At 71.3% G+C, this 14,367-nt stretch carries 13 protein-coding genes and 1 pseudogene; 7 read left to right on the top strand and 7 right to left on the bottom strand.

The window, feature by feature from the left end:
• Positions 1-73: 73 nt before the first annotated feature.
• Both adhP and ACFZAX_RS23085 read right to left on the bottom strand, forming a co-directional pair.
• On the bottom strand, positions 74-1,087 hold the full coding sequence (adhP, locus tag ACFZAX_RS23090; protein WP_390963835.1) for an alcohol dehydrogenase AdhP: 1,014 nt from the start codon (positions 1,085-1,087) through the stop codon (positions 74-76).
• Positions 1,088-1,254: 167 nt separating this feature from the next.
• On the bottom strand, positions 1,255-1,806 hold the full coding sequence (locus ACFZAX_RS23085) for a GH25 family lysozyme (RefSeq protein WP_390963833.1): 552 nt from the start codon (positions 1,804-1,806) through the stop codon (positions 1,255-1,257).
• A 273-nt stretch (positions 1,807-2,079) separates the two neighbouring features.
• Here ACFZAX_RS23085 and ACFZAX_RS23080 point away from each other — a divergent pair.
• Positions 2,080-2,354, top strand: a pseudogene (locus tag ACFZAX_RS23080) (NADP oxidoreductase); the annotation flags it as partial.
• 63 nt (positions 2,355-2,417) lie between these two features.
• Here the strand turns inward: ACFZAX_RS23080 and ACFZAX_RS23075 are convergent.
• Positions 2,418-3,308, bottom strand: coding sequence for a pentapeptide repeat-containing protein (locus tag ACFZAX_RS23075; protein ID WP_390963832.1), 891 nt, complete (start codon positions 3,306-3,308; stop codon positions 2,418-2,420).
• Between the two features lie 187 nt (positions 3,309-3,495).
• On the opposite strand from ACFZAX_RS23075, the gene ACFZAX_RS23070 reads away from it, so the two are divergent.
• The 3 genes from ACFZAX_RS23070 to ACFZAX_RS23060 all read left to right on the top strand — a co-directional run bounded on the left by ACFZAX_RS23070 (position 3,496) and on the right by ACFZAX_RS23060 (position 5,837).
• Positions 3,496-4,863, top strand: coding sequence for an FAD-linked oxidase C-terminal domain-containing protein (locus ACFZAX_RS23070; protein WP_390963830.1), 1,368 nt, complete (start codon positions 3,496-3,498; stop codon positions 4,861-4,863).
• 158 nt (positions 4,864-5,021) lie between these two features.
• Positions 5,022-5,516, top strand: a complete 495-nt coding sequence (locus tag ACFZAX_RS23065) for a hypothetical protein (RefSeq protein ID WP_390963829.1) — start codon at positions 5,022-5,024, stop codon at positions 5,514-5,516.
• Between the two features lie 93 nt (positions 5,517-5,609).
• The gene (locus ACFZAX_RS23060; RefSeq protein WP_390963827.1) at positions 5,610-5,837 is read left to right on the top strand and encodes a hypothetical protein; all 228 of its coding nucleotides are present in this window, start codon (positions 5,610-5,612) and stop codon (positions 5,835-5,837) included.
• A gap of 32 nt (positions 5,838-5,869) precedes the next feature.
• Here ACFZAX_RS23060 and ACFZAX_RS23055 read toward each other — a convergent pair whose 3' ends face one another.
• Complete coding sequence (locus ACFZAX_RS23055) at positions 5,870-6,934, bottom strand: 3-hydroxyisobutyryl-CoA hydrolase (protein WP_390963826.1); 1,065 nt, start codon at positions 6,932-6,934, stop codon at positions 5,870-5,872.
• Positions 6,935-7,159: 225 nt separating this feature from the next.
• On the opposite strand from ACFZAX_RS23055, the gene ACFZAX_RS23050 reads away from it, so the two are divergent.
• Positions 7,160-9,298, top strand: a complete 2,139-nt coding sequence (locus ACFZAX_RS23050) for a SpoIIE family protein phosphatase (protein WP_390963824.1) — start codon at positions 7,160-7,162, stop codon at positions 9,296-9,298.
• 139 nt (positions 9,299-9,437) lie between these two features.
• Here ACFZAX_RS23050 and ACFZAX_RS23045 read toward each other — a convergent pair whose 3' ends face one another.
• Positions 9,438-9,842, bottom strand: a complete 405-nt coding sequence (locus tag ACFZAX_RS23045; protein ID WP_390963823.1) for a roadblock/LC7 domain-containing protein — start codon at positions 9,840-9,842, stop codon at positions 9,438-9,440.
• Between the two features lie 139 nt (positions 9,843-9,981).
• On the opposite strand from ACFZAX_RS23045, the gene ACFZAX_RS23040 reads away from it, so the two are divergent.
• On the top strand, positions 9,982-10,410 hold the full coding sequence (locus ACFZAX_RS23040; protein WP_390963821.1) for a TIGR03618 family F420-dependent PPOX class oxidoreductase: 429 nt from the start codon (positions 9,982-9,984) through the stop codon (positions 10,408-10,410).
• 90 nt (positions 10,411-10,500) lie between these two features.
• On the opposite strand, the gene ACFZAX_RS23035 is transcribed toward ACFZAX_RS23040, so the two are convergent.
• Positions 10,501-11,163 carry an ATP/GTP-binding protein gene (locus ACFZAX_RS23035; RefSeq protein WP_390963819.1) on the bottom strand — a complete coding sequence of 221 codons (663 nt, stop codon included), beginning with the start codon at positions 11,161-11,163 and terminating at the stop codon, positions 10,501-10,503.
• Between the two features lie 282 nt (positions 11,164-11,445).
• Positions 11,446-13,569 (bottom strand): MMPL family transporter, encoded by a 2,124-nt coding sequence (locus ACFZAX_RS23030; RefSeq protein WP_390963818.1) that lies wholly within the window; start codon positions 13,567-13,569, stop codon positions 11,446-11,448.
• A 231-nt stretch (positions 13,570-13,800) separates the two neighbouring features.
• Here ACFZAX_RS23030 and ACFZAX_RS23025 point away from each other — a divergent pair, with 231 nt between their 5' ends.
• The gene (locus tag ACFZAX_RS23025; protein ID WP_390963817.1) at positions 13,801-14,304 is read left to right on the top strand and encodes a MarR family transcriptional regulator; all 504 of its coding nucleotides are present in this window, start codon (positions 13,801-13,803) and stop codon (positions 14,302-14,304) included.
• Positions 14,305-14,367 lie beyond the last annotated feature (63 nt).

The following is a 14,367-nucleotide window of genomic DNA, read 5'->3' as shown; positions in this document are numbered from 1 at the left end:
TTCCCGGTGGAGCGTCACCGGGCGCCAAGGACACTCAAACGGCCCAACGGCGGGGGTCGCCGCCGGAGGGGCGTCAGCGAAGATCGAAGACGAGGCGGCCGGACACCTTTCCCTCCAGCACTTCACCGATGGAGCTGTTGATGTCGTCGAGCTTCCGGGTCTCGCGGACGACCCGGGTACGGCCGAGACGGTGCAGCCGGAAGACCTCCGCCAGATCCTCGCGAGTGCCGACGATCGAACCGACGACCGTGATCCCGTTCAGAACGGTGTCGAAGACCGGCAGCGCGAGCGTGCCCTCGGCCGGCAGTGCGACCAGCACCAGTGTCCCGCCCCGGCGGAGCGATCCGTACGCGGCGGAGAAGGACGTGTTGCTGACGGCCAGGGAGATGGCCGCGTCGGCGCCGCCCAGCCTCTGGGTCTCCTCGGCGACGTCCTGGGTGCGGGCGTCGACGACGTGGTCCGCGCCGAGGTCCCGGGCGAGTGCCAGCTTCTCGTCGGTGACGTCGACGGCGATGGTCTCCGCGCCGAAGATCCGTGCGTACTGGAGGGCGAGATGGCCGAGGCCCCCGATGCCGGAGACCAGGACCCGCGCGCCGGGCCGGGCGCCCGAGAGCTTCACCGCCTTGTACGTGGTCACCCCCGCGCACGTCAGCGGGGCCGCGTCGAGGGGGTCGATCCCCTCGGGCACCGGCACCACGTAGGTGCCGTGGGCGACGGCGTACTCCGTGTGACTGCCGTCGACCGAGTAGCCGCTGTTGCGCTGTTCCAGGCAGAGGGTCTCCCAGCCGGACACGCAGTGGCCGCAGTGGCCGCACGCCTCGCCGAGCCAGGGAATCGCCACCCTGTCCCCCGGCGAGAGGTGACCCACCCGGTCACCGACGGCCTCGACCAGGCCGATGCCCTCGTGGCCGGGTACGAACGGGGGCTCGGGTTTCACGGGCCAGTCCCCCCGGGCCGCGTGGATGTCCGTGTGGCAGAGGCCGGAGGTCTCCATCCGCACCAGCACCTGGTGCGGCGCGGGGATCGGGACCGGCCTTTCCTCCACGGTCAGGGGTTCGGTGAAACTGCGGACCACGGCGGCTTTCACGGGCATTCCTCCGTTCAGCGGGCGGGTCGGAGGCGTCGGGTGCCACCACTCCACCAGATCGGACATGTGCCACAAAACATACTAAGTCACCTGGGTGATGTCCGACCGGTGCGGTGCCGCGCGAGCAGTGGTTCCCGTATCGTGCGAAGGCCGCTGCGGAGGCAGACCTATCCCCCGGCCCAACTGCGCAGCTCGGCGGGCGAGGCGAAGTCCGCCACGTTCTTGTCGATCGGATGATCCGTGTACTGGTGGATGCGCCAGTCCGCTTCGATGCGGGGCTCCCCGGGTTCGACGTAGTCCGCGATCCAGAGGCCGTCGCCCGCGTACGAGGTCCTGTCGACGTCGAGCCAGAACGAACGGCCGCAGTAGAGCAGTGCCCGGTGGTCCGGACGGAGCCGTTTCAACTCGTGGAGGGACTTGTCCTTGTCGGCGTTACTCGCCCGGGTGCCGTCTCCGGTCCGTTCCCAGTCCACGGCGAGCAGGTCGCCGGATTTCTCCGGCGTCCGGGCGAGGAAGAAGCGCACTTGTTCCGCCGCCTTCCCGGGCCAGAGGAAATGGTAGAAGCCGACAACACAACCGGCGTCCCGCGCCCTCTTTGCCTGCGCCGCCAGATGGGGATTGACGTAGGAACGCCCCTCCGTCGCCTTGATGAAGACGAAATCCACTCCGTCCGTGTCGAACGTCTCCTGGTACGAGCTGACATCGATTCCGTGCAGCATGGGGCCACCTTCCAGCGAGGTGCGGGGTACGTCCTCCGTCCGTTCACATGCCCCCACTGAGGCCGCCCCATTTCCCCTCCGGCAGAAGTATCGATTCTTCACCGGGAATAGCGGGCGGGACCCAGGGCTTGGCGAAGGAGAGGCAAAACGTCACCGTGCGGCACTGTCTGAAAACTCGGATCATATGCAAATCGGAATCATCGGTGCGGGCCATATCGGCGGTGACCTGACCCGGCGTCCGACTGCCCTCGGTCACACGGTGACCGTCGCCAAAACGGCACCTTCGCCCAGGACACCCTGGACCGGGGCCTCGAAGCGGGGGCGCCCGGCCGGCAGACGCTCCCCTCGGCGGGGACGACGAACACGCGGAGCGCGTCGTACGGGACCTCATCGACGAGCCGGGGTCCGACACGGTAACCGCAGGTTCACTGGACGCGTCGTGGCGCCAGCAGCCCGGCACGCCCGTGTACGGCATCCGGGGCGACGGCAAGACCGTTTTCGGGCCACTGGCCGCCGTCTCGCCCGAACGCACCGAGGAGTGGCGGGCCTCAGCCGCGGCGCGTCGTCGAGGACCGGTACCGCGTGGTGGGACGAACGCCGTGCGGTCGCCGTCAGACGTCCCAGTGGGCGGGGCGGGTGAGCGAGGGCGGGATCTTCGTCGTCCCGTCGCCCTGAGCCGCGTTGAGCTGGACCTGTGTCAGGAAGAGAGTGGCCGTCAAGTCGGCGTGTGAGAGCCGGGTGTCGCGGAAGTCCGCTCCGAGCACGTCCGCGACACTCAGGTCCGCGCCGGTGAGGTCGGCCGCGACCAGACATGCCGACCGCAGGTCAGCACCCCGCAGGTCAGCGTCCCGGAGCCGGGCCCCGAAGAGGTCACCGCCCGCGCGCACTTTCCCGGGACGGCTGGGCACGCGGCGGCCGGACGCCGGGCGACGCGACACGGAGGCGCGGGCGAGGGCACTGGCTCCGCGCAGCAAGGGCGCGACCGTCTCCCGGTGCGCGGTCACGTCGAGTCCGGCCAGCTCACCGGCGGGTTCCCGGGTGAGGCGCTCGGTGGCCTCGTGCGCCCGGCGCAGCTCCTCGCGCATCGGCTCGGCAGCGGACAGGGCGAGCGCCTCCGTCAGATGGGCGAGCATTTCGTGGAGCTGACGCATCACCCGGAAGACCTGGAACATCTCGTCCGCTGTCTCCGGGCGGGAACGCCAGTCCTGCCCCGCGTACACGCCCTGCGAGACTTTCTGACCCGCGCCGAAGCACTCGTACACGGTGCATCCGGGATATCCGGCGGGGCGCAGCCGCCGGTGGATTCCGCAGCGGAAGTCCCCCCGGAGGTGTGAGCAGGGCTCGCCCGCCTCCTTGTCGACCGCGAAGTCCGAGGAGGCGACGAGGGTGAGAGCGACGCAGCACAGTCCGAAGCAGTTGGCGCAGTCGGCGCGCAGGGCTTCGGGAGGGGTTCCGTCTCCCGGAACGGGGCCGGGGCCGGGCGCCCGGACGACTTGGGGCATGATCACTGTTCCTCTGAGTTCCGGAGCGATGGCGCGTGCAGGCTAGCCTGGCGGGCCCGTGCGGGTCACCGGATTTTCGGGGGCCCGCCTCCTGGTCGAAGGAGTGCTCAGGGGTCCGCCGGCCGCCCGCGATCCGCGCACGCCATGATGGGTGGCCCATACATCGTTGTAGGAGGTGGCCACCGAGATGACGAACGCACCGGTCGACAACATCCCGGCCCGACGAGTGCTCACGGACCCGGCGGGTCTGGCCCGGTACCAGCACGACGAGGCCGAGTGGGCTCCGTACGGGATGCCCCGGGCCGTGGTGAGGCCGCAGAACACGGACGAGGTGCGCGCGGTGGTGCGCCACTGTGTCGAACACGGAATCCCCTTGGTGTCGCGCGGCGCGGGTACGGGCCTCTCGGGCGGGGCCAACGCGGTGGACGGTGCGATCGTGCTCTCCTTCGAGGACATGAACGCCGTGCTGCGCATCGATCCCGCCGAGCGGCTGGCGGTCGTCCAGCCGGGGGTCGTCAACGACGACCTGCGGGCCGCGTGTGCGGAGCACGGCCTCTGGTACCCGCCGGATCCGGCCAGTTCCCCGTGGTCCACCATCGGCGGAAACGTGGCCACCAACGCCGGCGGCATGTGCTGCGTGAAGTACGGCGTGACCCGCGACTACGTGCTCGGTCTGCAGGTCGTGAACGGTTTGGGCGAAACGGTCCGGCTGGGGCGTAGCACCGCCAAGGGCGTGGCGGGGTACGACCTGGCCGGGCTGATGGTCGGCTCGGAGGGCACCCTCGGCGTGATCACGGAGATCACCGTGCGGCTCCGGCCGCGGCGGCCCGCCGAGCGGACCGTCGCGGGGTACTTCTCCTCGGTCGTGGCGGCGGGCGAGGCGGTCAGCGCCGTAACGGCCTCCGGTGTCATTCCCTCGGCGCTGGAACTCGTCGACCGCCACTGTCTCGCCGCCGTCGACGCGTGGAAGAACATGGGGCTGTCCGCCGACGCCGAGGTGGTCCTGCTGGGCAGGGTCGACACCCCGGGAGCCGAGGGAGACGCGGAGGCGGAGCTCGTACGGGAGTGTTTCGAGCGCGCCGGTGCCAGCTGGGCCGCGGTCTCCACCGACCAGCAGGAGGCCGATGCGCTCTTCGAGGCGCGACGGCTCGCCTACCCGGCACTGGAGCGGCTGGGCCCGGTGCTCACCGAGGACGTGTGCGTGCCCCGGACGGCGGTGCCGGAGATGCTGGCGAGGATCAAGCGTACGGCCGCCCGGCACGACATCCTGGTGGCCAACATCGCGCACGCGGGCGACGGCAACCTGCACCCGCTGATCATCACGCCGCCCGGTGACGACGCCGCCCGGGCCAGGGCGCAGCTGGCGTTCGAGGACATCCTCGACGACGCGATCGCGCTGGGCGGCACGGTGACGGGTGAACACGGCGTGGGCCTGCTGAAGATGAGGGGGCTGGGCCGGGAACTCGGTCCGGCCGTGCTCGCCATGCACCGGGCCGTGAAGTTGGCCCTCGACCCGCACGGCATCCTCAACCCCGGCAAAGTGCTGGCCCGCTGACTGACCGAAGTCTGATACGCCGTCGGAACCCCGGCCGGACCCCGTGTTCTGCCCGTACGGTGCCGGTGTCAGTGGGGCACGGCACACTGGTCGCAGGGGAAACGGGACTTCGGGACTTCGGGACTTCGGGACTTCGGGACTTCGGGACAGGGTGAGGGATGACGGCCACGGGGGACACGGGCTTCGAACCGGCGACGGGGGACGGGCCGCCCCTTCCGGAGTCCGCCGCGGTGGCCCGCTCCGCCGCCGTGGCCACCGCGCACGAGGGCCTGTTGCAGATCCGGCGCCTGACCAACGTGGAGCACCCCGCCCCGGAGGCGGTGCCCGCGGCCTGGGAGCTTCTGCGGCCCGTACGCGCGGTGGCGCTGGCGCTGGAGGCCGCCGGTGTCCGGCCGTCGGCCGTCCACACCTCGGGCCTGCGGGCCTCGACGGGCTACCTGGTCGGATCGGGCTCCGTACCGGGCACGGTCCGGGTGGAGTGGGTGGGCCCCGTGGGCAGCGGCGCCGCCCAGGACGAGGAGGAGTCGCTCACCCGGTGTGCGGGAGTCCTGCGCGGGCTGGGCTGGACGGCCCTGCTCTACCGGGGGCCGCGGCGGCGCCGCTTCCTCGAGGTGGAGCCGCCGTCCGGTCTCCGGCAACCGTCCGCCCGGTGACCCGGTCCGCGTCGCCGCGAGAACGGCTGCGGGGCGTTGTCAGACCCATGGGAGATGCTGATGGACCGACATTTCTGACCAGGAGACGCCGAGATGGAGAAGGACGAGCTCGCCGCTGCCCAGGCTTACGTCAGGCTGCTGGAGGCCACCCGGTCCGTGCTGACGGAACCGCAGGAAGCGCCGTTGTACCTGCCACTGCTCACCGCGCCGATGGAGGAGGCGGACCGGGCGCTCCGGGACGCCGAGCTCTCGGGGAACGAGGAACGCCTCTTCGCGCTCGTACGGGCGCTGCGGCCGAGCCTCTCCGCGAGCAGCCGGTGAACCCCGCCGCGCCCGGCCAGGGCCTGGCGGAGTCAGGCCCGGCCGGGCGCCAGGCCGAGTTCCCGGGCGCCGAGCGGTGCGAAGTACCCGGCCACGTCGGTCTCGCGTACGTCCTCGGTACGGGCCGGGGCCCATCGGGGCGCGTAGTCCTTGTCCACGATCCTGGCCCGCACGCCCTCGACGAAGTCGGGGTGCGCGAAGGCGCGGGTGGAGACACGGAAGTCCTGGTCGAGCGCTTCCTCCAGGCTCCTCGCCGCCCGGGCCCGGCGTACGGCGGCCAGCGTCACCGCCAGCGCGGTGGGTGACAGGGTGAGGAGGGTCTCGGCGGTCTCCTTCGCGGCGGGGGCGCCGTGGTCGCGCAGCCGGTCCACGACTCCGCCCACGGTGTCCGCGGTGTAGCAGCTGTCGATCCAGTCGCGCGCGGCGTCGAGTTCCCCGGCCTCCGGGACGGTGGCGTGGTCACGGACGGTGCGCGTCACGTCGGCGGGCGTCGTGCATCCGGCGAGTGCGGCCGTGAGGGCGGGAAGATTCTCGGTGCGGACGTGGTGGTCGGCGAGGCCGCAGAGCAGCGCGTCCGCCGCGCCGACGGACCGGCCGGTCAGCGCGAGGTGGGTTCCGAGCCCTCCGGGCGCCCGGGACAGCAGGTACGTCCCGCCGACGTCCGGCACGAACCCGATGGCGGTCTCCGGCATCGCGACGCGGGAGCGTTCGGTCACGATCCGTACGCTCCCGTGCGCCGAGATCCCGACGCCGCCGCCCATCACGATGCCGTCCATGTACGCGACGTACGGTTTCCGGTACCGGTGGATCCGCGCGTTGAGCCGGTACTCGTCGCGCCAGAAGTCCAGGGACGCTGCTCCTCCCGCCCGGGCGTCGTCGTGCAGGGCGCGGATGTCGCCGCCCGCGCACAGACCCCGCGTCCCGGCTCCCGAGACCACCACGGCCGTGACGGTGTCGTCGTACTCCGCCGCGACGAGCGCCGCGTCGAGGGCGCGTACCGAAGCGTGGTCGAGGGCGTTCAGCACGCGCGGCCTGTTGAGTGTGATGCGGCGGACATGCCCGTCGGTGTGCAGGAGGACGGGGGCGTCGTCGGTCATGGATACGCTCCGGTACGGTTCCGCGGCGGCGCCCGCAGGGTGTGCGGGCATGGGTATCCGCCATTCTGCGACCTCGTGGGTGACCGCCCGCGGGCGGGGCGCCGCTGTTCGCGGCGGGCCCACCAGCATCTGTGGCACTCCCTCCGGACCGGCTCGACAATTGGACGACCAGGGTCTTTCCTCGCAGCCCGTAGGGCCCGCCGCCGGACGACCTCCGGAGCCGCAATGAACGATCACACAGAGTCCGTGGATCACCCGTCCCCGCAGCCGGCCCCGGACGGCCCGCCTCACGACAGCGGGATCGGCACGGTCCAGCGGCTGGCGATGAACCGGACCGGGAGTTTCGACTGGGACCTGGAGACCCGCACCATGAACGTGGACGACGCGGGGCTGATCGTGTTCGGGGTGGATCCCGGGACCTTCGACGCGAGCCGCCCGGGGACCCTGGTCGAGCTGCTGGAGCCCACGGAACGTGAGCGCCTGAACCTGTCCGTCGACGAGGCCGTCACCAGCGGCGCCCACTCGTACAGCGTGCACTTCCAGGTGCCGATGCCGGACGGGGAACTGCAGTGGACGCACGTCCAGGCCCGCATCCTGCGTTTTCCGGACGGCCGGGCCCACCGGATCGTCGGGGTGGTGCGCGACGCGACGGCGGAGGTCACGCACTCGGAGTTCGTCCAGGAACTTGAGAACCGCCGGCAGCGCCAGACCAGCATCGTCGAGCGGACGACCAGCGCCATGTCGCGTGCCGCCTCCGTGGACGACGTGACGGCGGCGCTGACCGGCCCCGGCGGGACGGCGAGGCTGGGTTGCGACGGGGTGACGCTCGGGCTGGTGCAGAACTCGTCGCTGAACGTCGCCGCGGTGAGCGGGCACACACTGGAGGGTTTCGACGGACTGGGCTCGGGCGATCTCGGACGGAAGCTGCCCCTGGTCGACAGCATCCTCAGTGGCCGTCCGCGGTTCATCACCTCCCCCGCCGACCTGGTCCGGCGCTATCCGTCTCTGGAGCCGTACGAGGACCGACTGGGCTTCTCCTCCGCCGCCTATCTGCCGCTCGTCGCCCAGGCGCGTTCGCTCGGAGGCCTGGCCATGTTCTACGGCAAGCGGATGTCGTTCACCGCGGACGAGCGGATTCTCTGCCTGGGCCTCGCCGCCATCCTCGCGCAGAGCCTGCAGAGGGCGATGCTGTTCGACGAGGAGCGCGAGTTCGCGACCGGGCTTCAGGCGGCGATGCTGCCCCGGCGGATCCAGGACGTCGAGGGCGGCGAGATCGCGGTGCGCTACCACGCCGCGCGGAACGGACGCCAGGTCGGCGGCGACTGGTACGACATGATCGCGCTGCCCAACGGCCGGTACGGCCTGGTCGTGGGCGACGTGCAGGGACACGACACCCACGCGGCGGCGATCATGGGGCAGCTCCGGATCGCGCTGCGCGCCTACGCCGCCGAGGGGCACCCGCCGGCGACCGTGCTGGCCCGCGCCTCGCGTTTTCTCGCCGAACTGGACACCGACCGCTTCGCGACCTGCACCTACGCACAGATCGATCTGGGCTCGGGAGCCCTGCGCGTGGCGCGCGCGGGCCATTTCGAGCCGCTCATCCGGCACGCCGACGGACGGGTCCGCAGCCCCCAGGTCAGGGGCGGACTCCCGCTCGGGATCTCGACGTACTTCGAGTACGAGGAGTTCCCCGAGACCCGTCTCGACCTCGTACCGGGCGAGACCCTCGTGCTGTTCAGCGACGGACTGGTGGAGGAGCCGGGCGCCGACATCGACACCGGGCTCGCGGCGTTGGCGCACGAGGTGCGCACCGGACCACCGGAGGCCCAGGCGCTCGCCGACCATCTCTCCGAGCGTCTCTGGGAGCGCTGGGGGGCGGGCGACGACGTCGCCCTTCTGGTGCTGCGGCGCAGTCCGGACATGGGGTCCTCCCTGGCGCCGCAGCTGCACCAGTACATCCACCAGGCCGACCCGGAAGGCCTCTCGGACGCCCGCTCGATCGTCCGGCAGGCGCTGGCCGACTGGGACATGGAGGAACTCGCCGACGACGCCGAACTCGTCACCGGAGAACTCCTGGTCAACGTGCTTCTGCACACGGAGGGTGGGGCGGTGCTCACGATGGAGGTGCTTCCCGAGCCCGTACGCCGGGTCCGTCTCTCGGTCCAGGACCGCTCCAGCGTGTGGCCGCGCCGGCGCTCCCCCGGCGAGACCTCGACCTCGGGCCGCGGGCTGCTGCTGCTGGACGCGGTAGCCCTCCGGTGGGGCATCGAGCCCCGGGGCGCGGGGAAGGCCGTGTGGTGCGATCTCGGGCCGCCCGGCCCGTCCGCCGAGGAGGACGTCCCCGCCGGAGGAGCGGGGACCTGACGAACGAGCCGTCACCCCTTCGGTGCCGGACCCGGTCGGCCCGAAAGTTGGCTCGAAGCGCTCGGTCGCGGGGATCATCGTTCCGCTCCCGGAACGTTTCCGACGAGTCGTGGAGCGCGTGAAAAAAGACCCTGCGGACTCAGAATGGGTAGGTGTCCTCCTGCCGGACGGCCACGCCGAGGTGTTCACCGACCCGGTTGACCAACAGCGTCATCTCGTAGGCCACATGACCCACGTCGGCTTCCGCCGCGGTGAGCACGCAGAGGCAGCTTCCGTCCCCGGCCGCGGTGACGAACAGCAGCGCCTCGTCGAACTCCACCATCGTCTGCCGAGCCCTGCCCGCCTTGAAGTGTCTGCCCGAGCCGCGTGCCAGGCTGTGCAGCCCGGAGGAGACCGCCGCCAGGTGCTCCGCGTCCTCCCGGGCGAGCCCCGTGCTGGCTCCTGTCACCAGTCCGTCGTTCGAGAGCACCAAGGCGTGCTGTATGTGCTCCACCCGGCTGGTGAGATCGTCGAGAAGCCAGTCGAGTCCCCGGTCCAACGCCATGCGTGCCCTCCCCGTTGCCACTTCCCCGTACCCCTCTTCGCGCGTAAGCCTTGCGCACACCTCTCCTGCGGGCAAGCGGCCCACGGGTTCCGGGGCGTCGCTTCGCGCCACTCGCGTCCCGGCGGCGCAGGATGGGCCCATGGCACACCACATGACCGAGGAAGAGTGGCGGACGTTCCTCTCCGCCGGGACCCGCACCGGCAAACTGTCGACCGTCCGGGCCGACGGGAGCCCCCACGTCGCGCCCGTCTGGTTCCTGCTGGACGGGAACGATCTGGTCTTCAACACCGGCAGGGACACGGTGAAGGGACGCAATCTCGCGCGGGACGGCCGGGTGGCGTTGTGCGTGGACGACGACCGGCCGCCGTACTCGTTCGCCGTCGTCCAGGGGCGGGCCGGGCTCAGCGAGGATCCCGACGAGCTGCTGACCTGGGCGACGCGGATCGCCGCCCGGTACGTGGGTGAGGAGGCGGCCGCGGAGTACGGCCGCCGCAACGCGGTTCCGGGCGAACTGGTCGTACGGGTACGGATCGAGAAGGTGGTCTCGATGGCCGACATCGCCGGCTGAAGGCCCGCCCGGCCCCGATCCGGTCGGCCTCCGCTCCGGCTCCCCTGTCCGGTCCGGCCGTCCGGGTCGGGTCGGGTCGGGTGGACCGGCCTATCCCACGGAGTCGAGCAGCCGGGCGGTGTGCATCCGCCCGGCGTACTCGACCATCCGGATCAGGACCTCCTTGCCGGACGCGCGGTCCCGGGCGTCGCACAGGACGACGGGAGTCCCGGGGTCCAGGTCGAGCGCACGCGACACGTCCTCCTCACCGTAGGACCGTGATCCGGAGAAGCAGTTGACGGCGACGACGAACGGGATGCGCCGGTGCTCGAAGTAGTCGACGGCGGGGAAGCAGTCCTCCAGCCGCCGGGTGTCGGCGAGGACGACCGCACCGAGTGCCCCCTGTGACAGCTCGTCCCAGAGGAACCAGAAGCGGTCCTGTCCGGGCGTCCCGAAGAGGTAGAGGGAGAGCCCGGACCGGATGGTGATCCTGCCGAAGTCCATCGCGACCGTGGTCGTGGTCTTGCGCTCCACGCCTTCGGTGTCGTCGACGGTCTGTCCGGCTTCGCTGAGCAGCTCCTCCGTGCGCAGCGGACGGATCTCGCTGACGGCTCCGACCAGAGTGGTCTTGCCGACGCCGAATCCTCCGGCGACCAGGATCTTCAGGGCGAGGGCCGTGTTCTCGCCACCGGCCCCGCCCGCTGCGGCGTCCCCGTCCGCGTTCACCCCGTCACCGTCTTCACGGACCGCACCGCCTGCGTGCTCGGAGGACATCGATCACTTCTCTCACCCATGAGCCCTGGGGTGCGCCCCGGAAGATCGGGCGCACCCCTTCGGGCTCGGTCGAGTAATTCCCGGCGTGGCGCCGGTCAGGTCCCCAGCAGCATGACAAGCCGGTCGGCCGATCGAGAGAGGCGATCGCAATTTGATCGTTGCGGCCGGAAGGTGGCCGGACAGTGCGCGTATGGCGCCGTCAATCGAGCAGGTGGGTCCGAGGACGACGCCCCCTGTCGGCCAGAATGGTCCGTACCCATATGATCGGCCTGCACCCGCCTCTCAGGAGCGCGTATCCTCCGGGCCGGCCTCCGCGTCCCGCCGCCCGGTCATCATGAGCCGGTTCGGCCACCACGACACCGGGCCGATGTCCAGCACCAGCGCGGGCACCAGCAGCGATCGCACGATCAGGGTGTCGAGCAGCACGCCGAACGCGACGATGAAGGCGATCTGCACCAGGAAGGCCAGGGGGATGACGAGCAGCGCGGCGAAGGTCGCGGCCAGCACCACGCCCGCCGAGGTGATGACCCCGCCGGTGGTGATCAGGCCACGCAGTACCCCCTCGCGGGTGCCGTGCAGCAGGGACTCCTCCCGGACCCGGGACATCAGGAAGATGTTGTAGTCCACGCCGAGGGCGACGAGGAAGACGAATCCGTACAGCGGCACGGAGGCGTCCGTGCCGCTGAAGCCGAACACGTGCTGGAAGACGAGGGCCGAGACGCCCAGTGTGGCGAGGTAGTTGAGCCCCACGGTGGCGACCAGCAGCACGGGCAGCAGGACCGAGCGGAGCAGTGCCATCAGGATGACCAGGATGATGGCGAGCACCACCGGAACGATGAGCGCGCGGTCCTCGGACGCGGTGGTCTGGGTGTCGAGCCGCTGCGCGGAGTACCCGCCGACGGCGGCCTGCGCGCCGGGAACGGCGTGGACCGCCTCGCGCAGCCTCTTCACCGTCGCGTTGGCGGCGTCACTGTCGGCCTCGGCCTTCAGCGTGGCGTCGATCCGTACCCGTCCGTCGACGACCACGGGGGCGCCGTCGCCGGGGCGGCCGGACGCGGTGACCGGGGTGACGGCCGCGATCCCCTCGGTGTTCCGGGCGGCGGCGACGACCTGATCGGTACGGTCGGCCCGGGCGATGATCACGGCGGGGTTCCCGGACCCGCCGGGGAAGTGCTCGCTGAGTGTGGCCTGCGCGGAAACGGACGGCGCGTCGTTGACGAAGGTCTCGTCCAGCGGCACGCCCTGCGACTTCAAGGTGGGTGCGAAGAGCGCGCACGCCACCAGCACCAGCAGGGTGCCGGCCCAGACCTTGCGCGGGGCGCGGTCCACGAAGGCGGCGACCCGCCGCCAGATGCCGTGCCCGCCCGTGGCGGCGTCGGCGGGGCGGGGCCTGGCGGGCCAGTAGGCGGCGCGGCCGGTCAGCACGAGGACCGCCGGGAGGAACGTCAGGGTGGAGAGCACGGCGCAGACGATCCCGATGGCGCCCACCGGGCCGAGCGCCCGGTTGTTCGTCAGATCGCTGAGCAGCAGCGCGAGGAGTCCGAGGGCCACGGTCGCCGCACTCGCCGTGATCGCGCCGGCCGAGCGCCGGAGGGCGGCGAGTGCGGCTGCCACCCGGTCGCCGCCACGGGTCAGCTCTTCCCTGAACCGGGCGGTGAGCAGCAGGGCGTAGTCCGTGGAGGCGCCGATGACGAGGATCGAGAGGATGCCCTGCACCTGGCCGTCGACGCGTACGACCCCGTGGTCGGCGAGGACGTACACGATCGCGCAGGCCAGTCCGAGGGCGAACACCGCGCTGATGATGATCAGGAAGGGCAGCAGCAGACTGCGGTAGACCAGCAGCAGGATGACGAGGACGGCGATGAGGGCCACGCCGAGGAGCAGGCCGTCGATGCCGCCGAAGGCGTCCTTGAGGTCCGCCTGGGCCGCCGCGGGTCCCGCGATGCCCACCGTGGTGCCGGGCACGGACCGTGCGGCGTCGCGTACCCGGTCCAGCGCGCCGGGCAGAGCGTCGCCGAGGCCGGATTCGAGCTGGACGATGCCTTCGAGCGCCCGGCCGTCCTCGGAGGCGAGCGCGGGGGTCGGGGTCCCCTGCACGCCCGGCGTACCCCGGAGCGAGGCGAGCGCGCGGGTGGCGTTCTCGGCCGCGCCGGCCGGGAGCCCGCCGCCGTCGCCGGTCCAGACGACGATGGCGGGCACGGTGCCGGACTTCTGGAACGCCTTCTGCTCCTCGGAGACCTCGGTCGATTCGGCGCTGCGCGGCAGGAACGCGGCCTGGTCGTTGGTGGAGACCTCGCCGAGTTTCCCCGCGTAGGGACCGAACACTCCCCCGATGCCGAGCCAGACGAGAACGAGTACTGCGGGCACCAGCCATCGGAGAGTGCGGTGCCGTGATGCGGACGTCATTGCTTCCCCAGGAGTCGACACGTTCAGAACGACGGGACGGGCTTGCGAGGTGACAGTGGTGTGGAGGGTGGAGGGTGACAGTGGCTTACGGGGCGAAAGCGCCGCGACGTGACGATGCCGCGAGGCGTGACACCTTCCCCGGTTCGGGGCACGTACGGCGCCCGACACGCGGCCGACCATATCTCTCAACGATCAACTATCTCAATCATCAAGAGATATTACCCTGGACCCATGCGCAGCACAGAGGGCGGCCCGGACAGAGGCACGGACGAGGACGCGGCCGGGCTCCAGAGTTTCGCCGTGCTGCTGCGGCGGATGAACAGCGAGTTCAACCGCATCGCACACGAATTCGCCCACGAGCAGGATCTCCATCCGACGGACGTGCAGGCACTCATCGCCATCCTCGACGCGGACTACGGGGAGCCCGGCACCGCCATGACACCGGGTCGGCTGCGGGAGCAGCTGAACCTGACCTCGGGCGCGGTGACGGCCTGTCTCGACCGGCTCGAGCGGACCGGTCACATCCGGCGCGTCCGGGACAGCGGCGACCGCAGGGTGGTGCACCTCCATTACGCGGCCGCGGCGATGGCGGTGGCCCGCGACTTCTTCCGACCGCTGGCCGAGAGCACCCGGGCGGCGCGGGGCCAGTTCGACGCGGCGGAGCTGCGCACGGTCGCCCGTTTCCTCGAGGCGATGAACGACGAGCTGGGCCAGGTCCGCCGGGTGCGGAAGTGACCACCGGGGGTCCTGGACACCCCGGCGGCCGGGCCCGGCCGCACGGCGTCGACGTCCGCGGTG

This window comes from Streptomyces sp. NPDC008125 (assembly GCF_042957125.1).
Classification (GTDB): domain Bacteria; phylum Actinomycetota; class Actinomycetes; order Streptomycetales; family Streptomycetaceae; genus Streptomyces.
Note: the sequence above shows the minus strand (reverse complement) of the source record. Positions and strands in the feature narration are given on the sequence as shown.

Excerpts from the sequence above, each read along its gene's own strand:
- ACFZAX_RS23085 (WP_390963833.1), bottom strand. The coding sequence starts at position 1,806 with ATGCTGCACGGAATCGATGTCAGCTCGTACCAGGAGACGTTCGACACG.
- ACFZAX_RS23075 (WP_390963832.1), bottom strand. The coding sequence starts at position 3,308 with ATGCCCCAAGTCGTCCGGGCGCCCGGCCCCGGCCCCGTTCCGGGAGAC.
- ACFZAX_RS23070 (WP_390963830.1), top strand. The coding sequence starts at position 3,496 with ATGACGAACGCACCGGTCGACAACATCCCGGCCCGACGAGTGCTCACG.
- ACFZAX_RS23065 (WP_390963829.1), top strand. The coding sequence starts at position 5,022 with ATGACGGCCACGGGGGACACGGGCTTCGAACCGGCGACGGGGGACGGG.
- ACFZAX_RS23060 (WP_390963827.1), top strand. The coding sequence starts at position 5,610 with ATGGAGAAGGACGAGCTCGCCGCTGCCCAGGCTTACGTCAGGCTGCTG.
- ACFZAX_RS23055 (WP_390963826.1), bottom strand. The coding sequence starts at position 6,934 with ATGACCGACGACGCCCCCGTCCTCCTGCACACCGACGGGCATGTCCGC.
- ACFZAX_RS23050 (WP_390963824.1), top strand. The coding sequence starts at position 7,160 with ATGAACGATCACACAGAGTCCGTGGATCACCCGTCCCCGCAGCCGGCC.
- ACFZAX_RS23045 (WP_390963823.1), bottom strand. The coding sequence starts at position 9,842 with ATGGCGTTGGACCGGGGACTCGACTGGCTTCTCGACGATCTCACCAGC.
- ACFZAX_RS23040 (WP_390963821.1), top strand. The coding sequence starts at position 9,982 with ATGGCACACCACATGACCGAGGAAGAGTGGCGGACGTTCCTCTCCGCC.
- ACFZAX_RS23035 (WP_390963819.1), bottom strand. The coding sequence starts at position 11,163 with ATGTCCTCCGAGCACGCAGGCGGTGCGGTCCGTGAAGACGGTGACGGG.
- ACFZAX_RS23030 (WP_390963818.1), bottom strand. The coding sequence starts at position 13,569 with ATGACGTCCGCATCACGGCACCGCACTCTCCGATGGCTGGTGCCCGCA.
- ACFZAX_RS23025 (WP_390963817.1), top strand. The coding sequence starts at position 13,801 with ATGCGCAGCACAGAGGGCGGCCCGGACAGAGGCACGGACGAGGACGCG.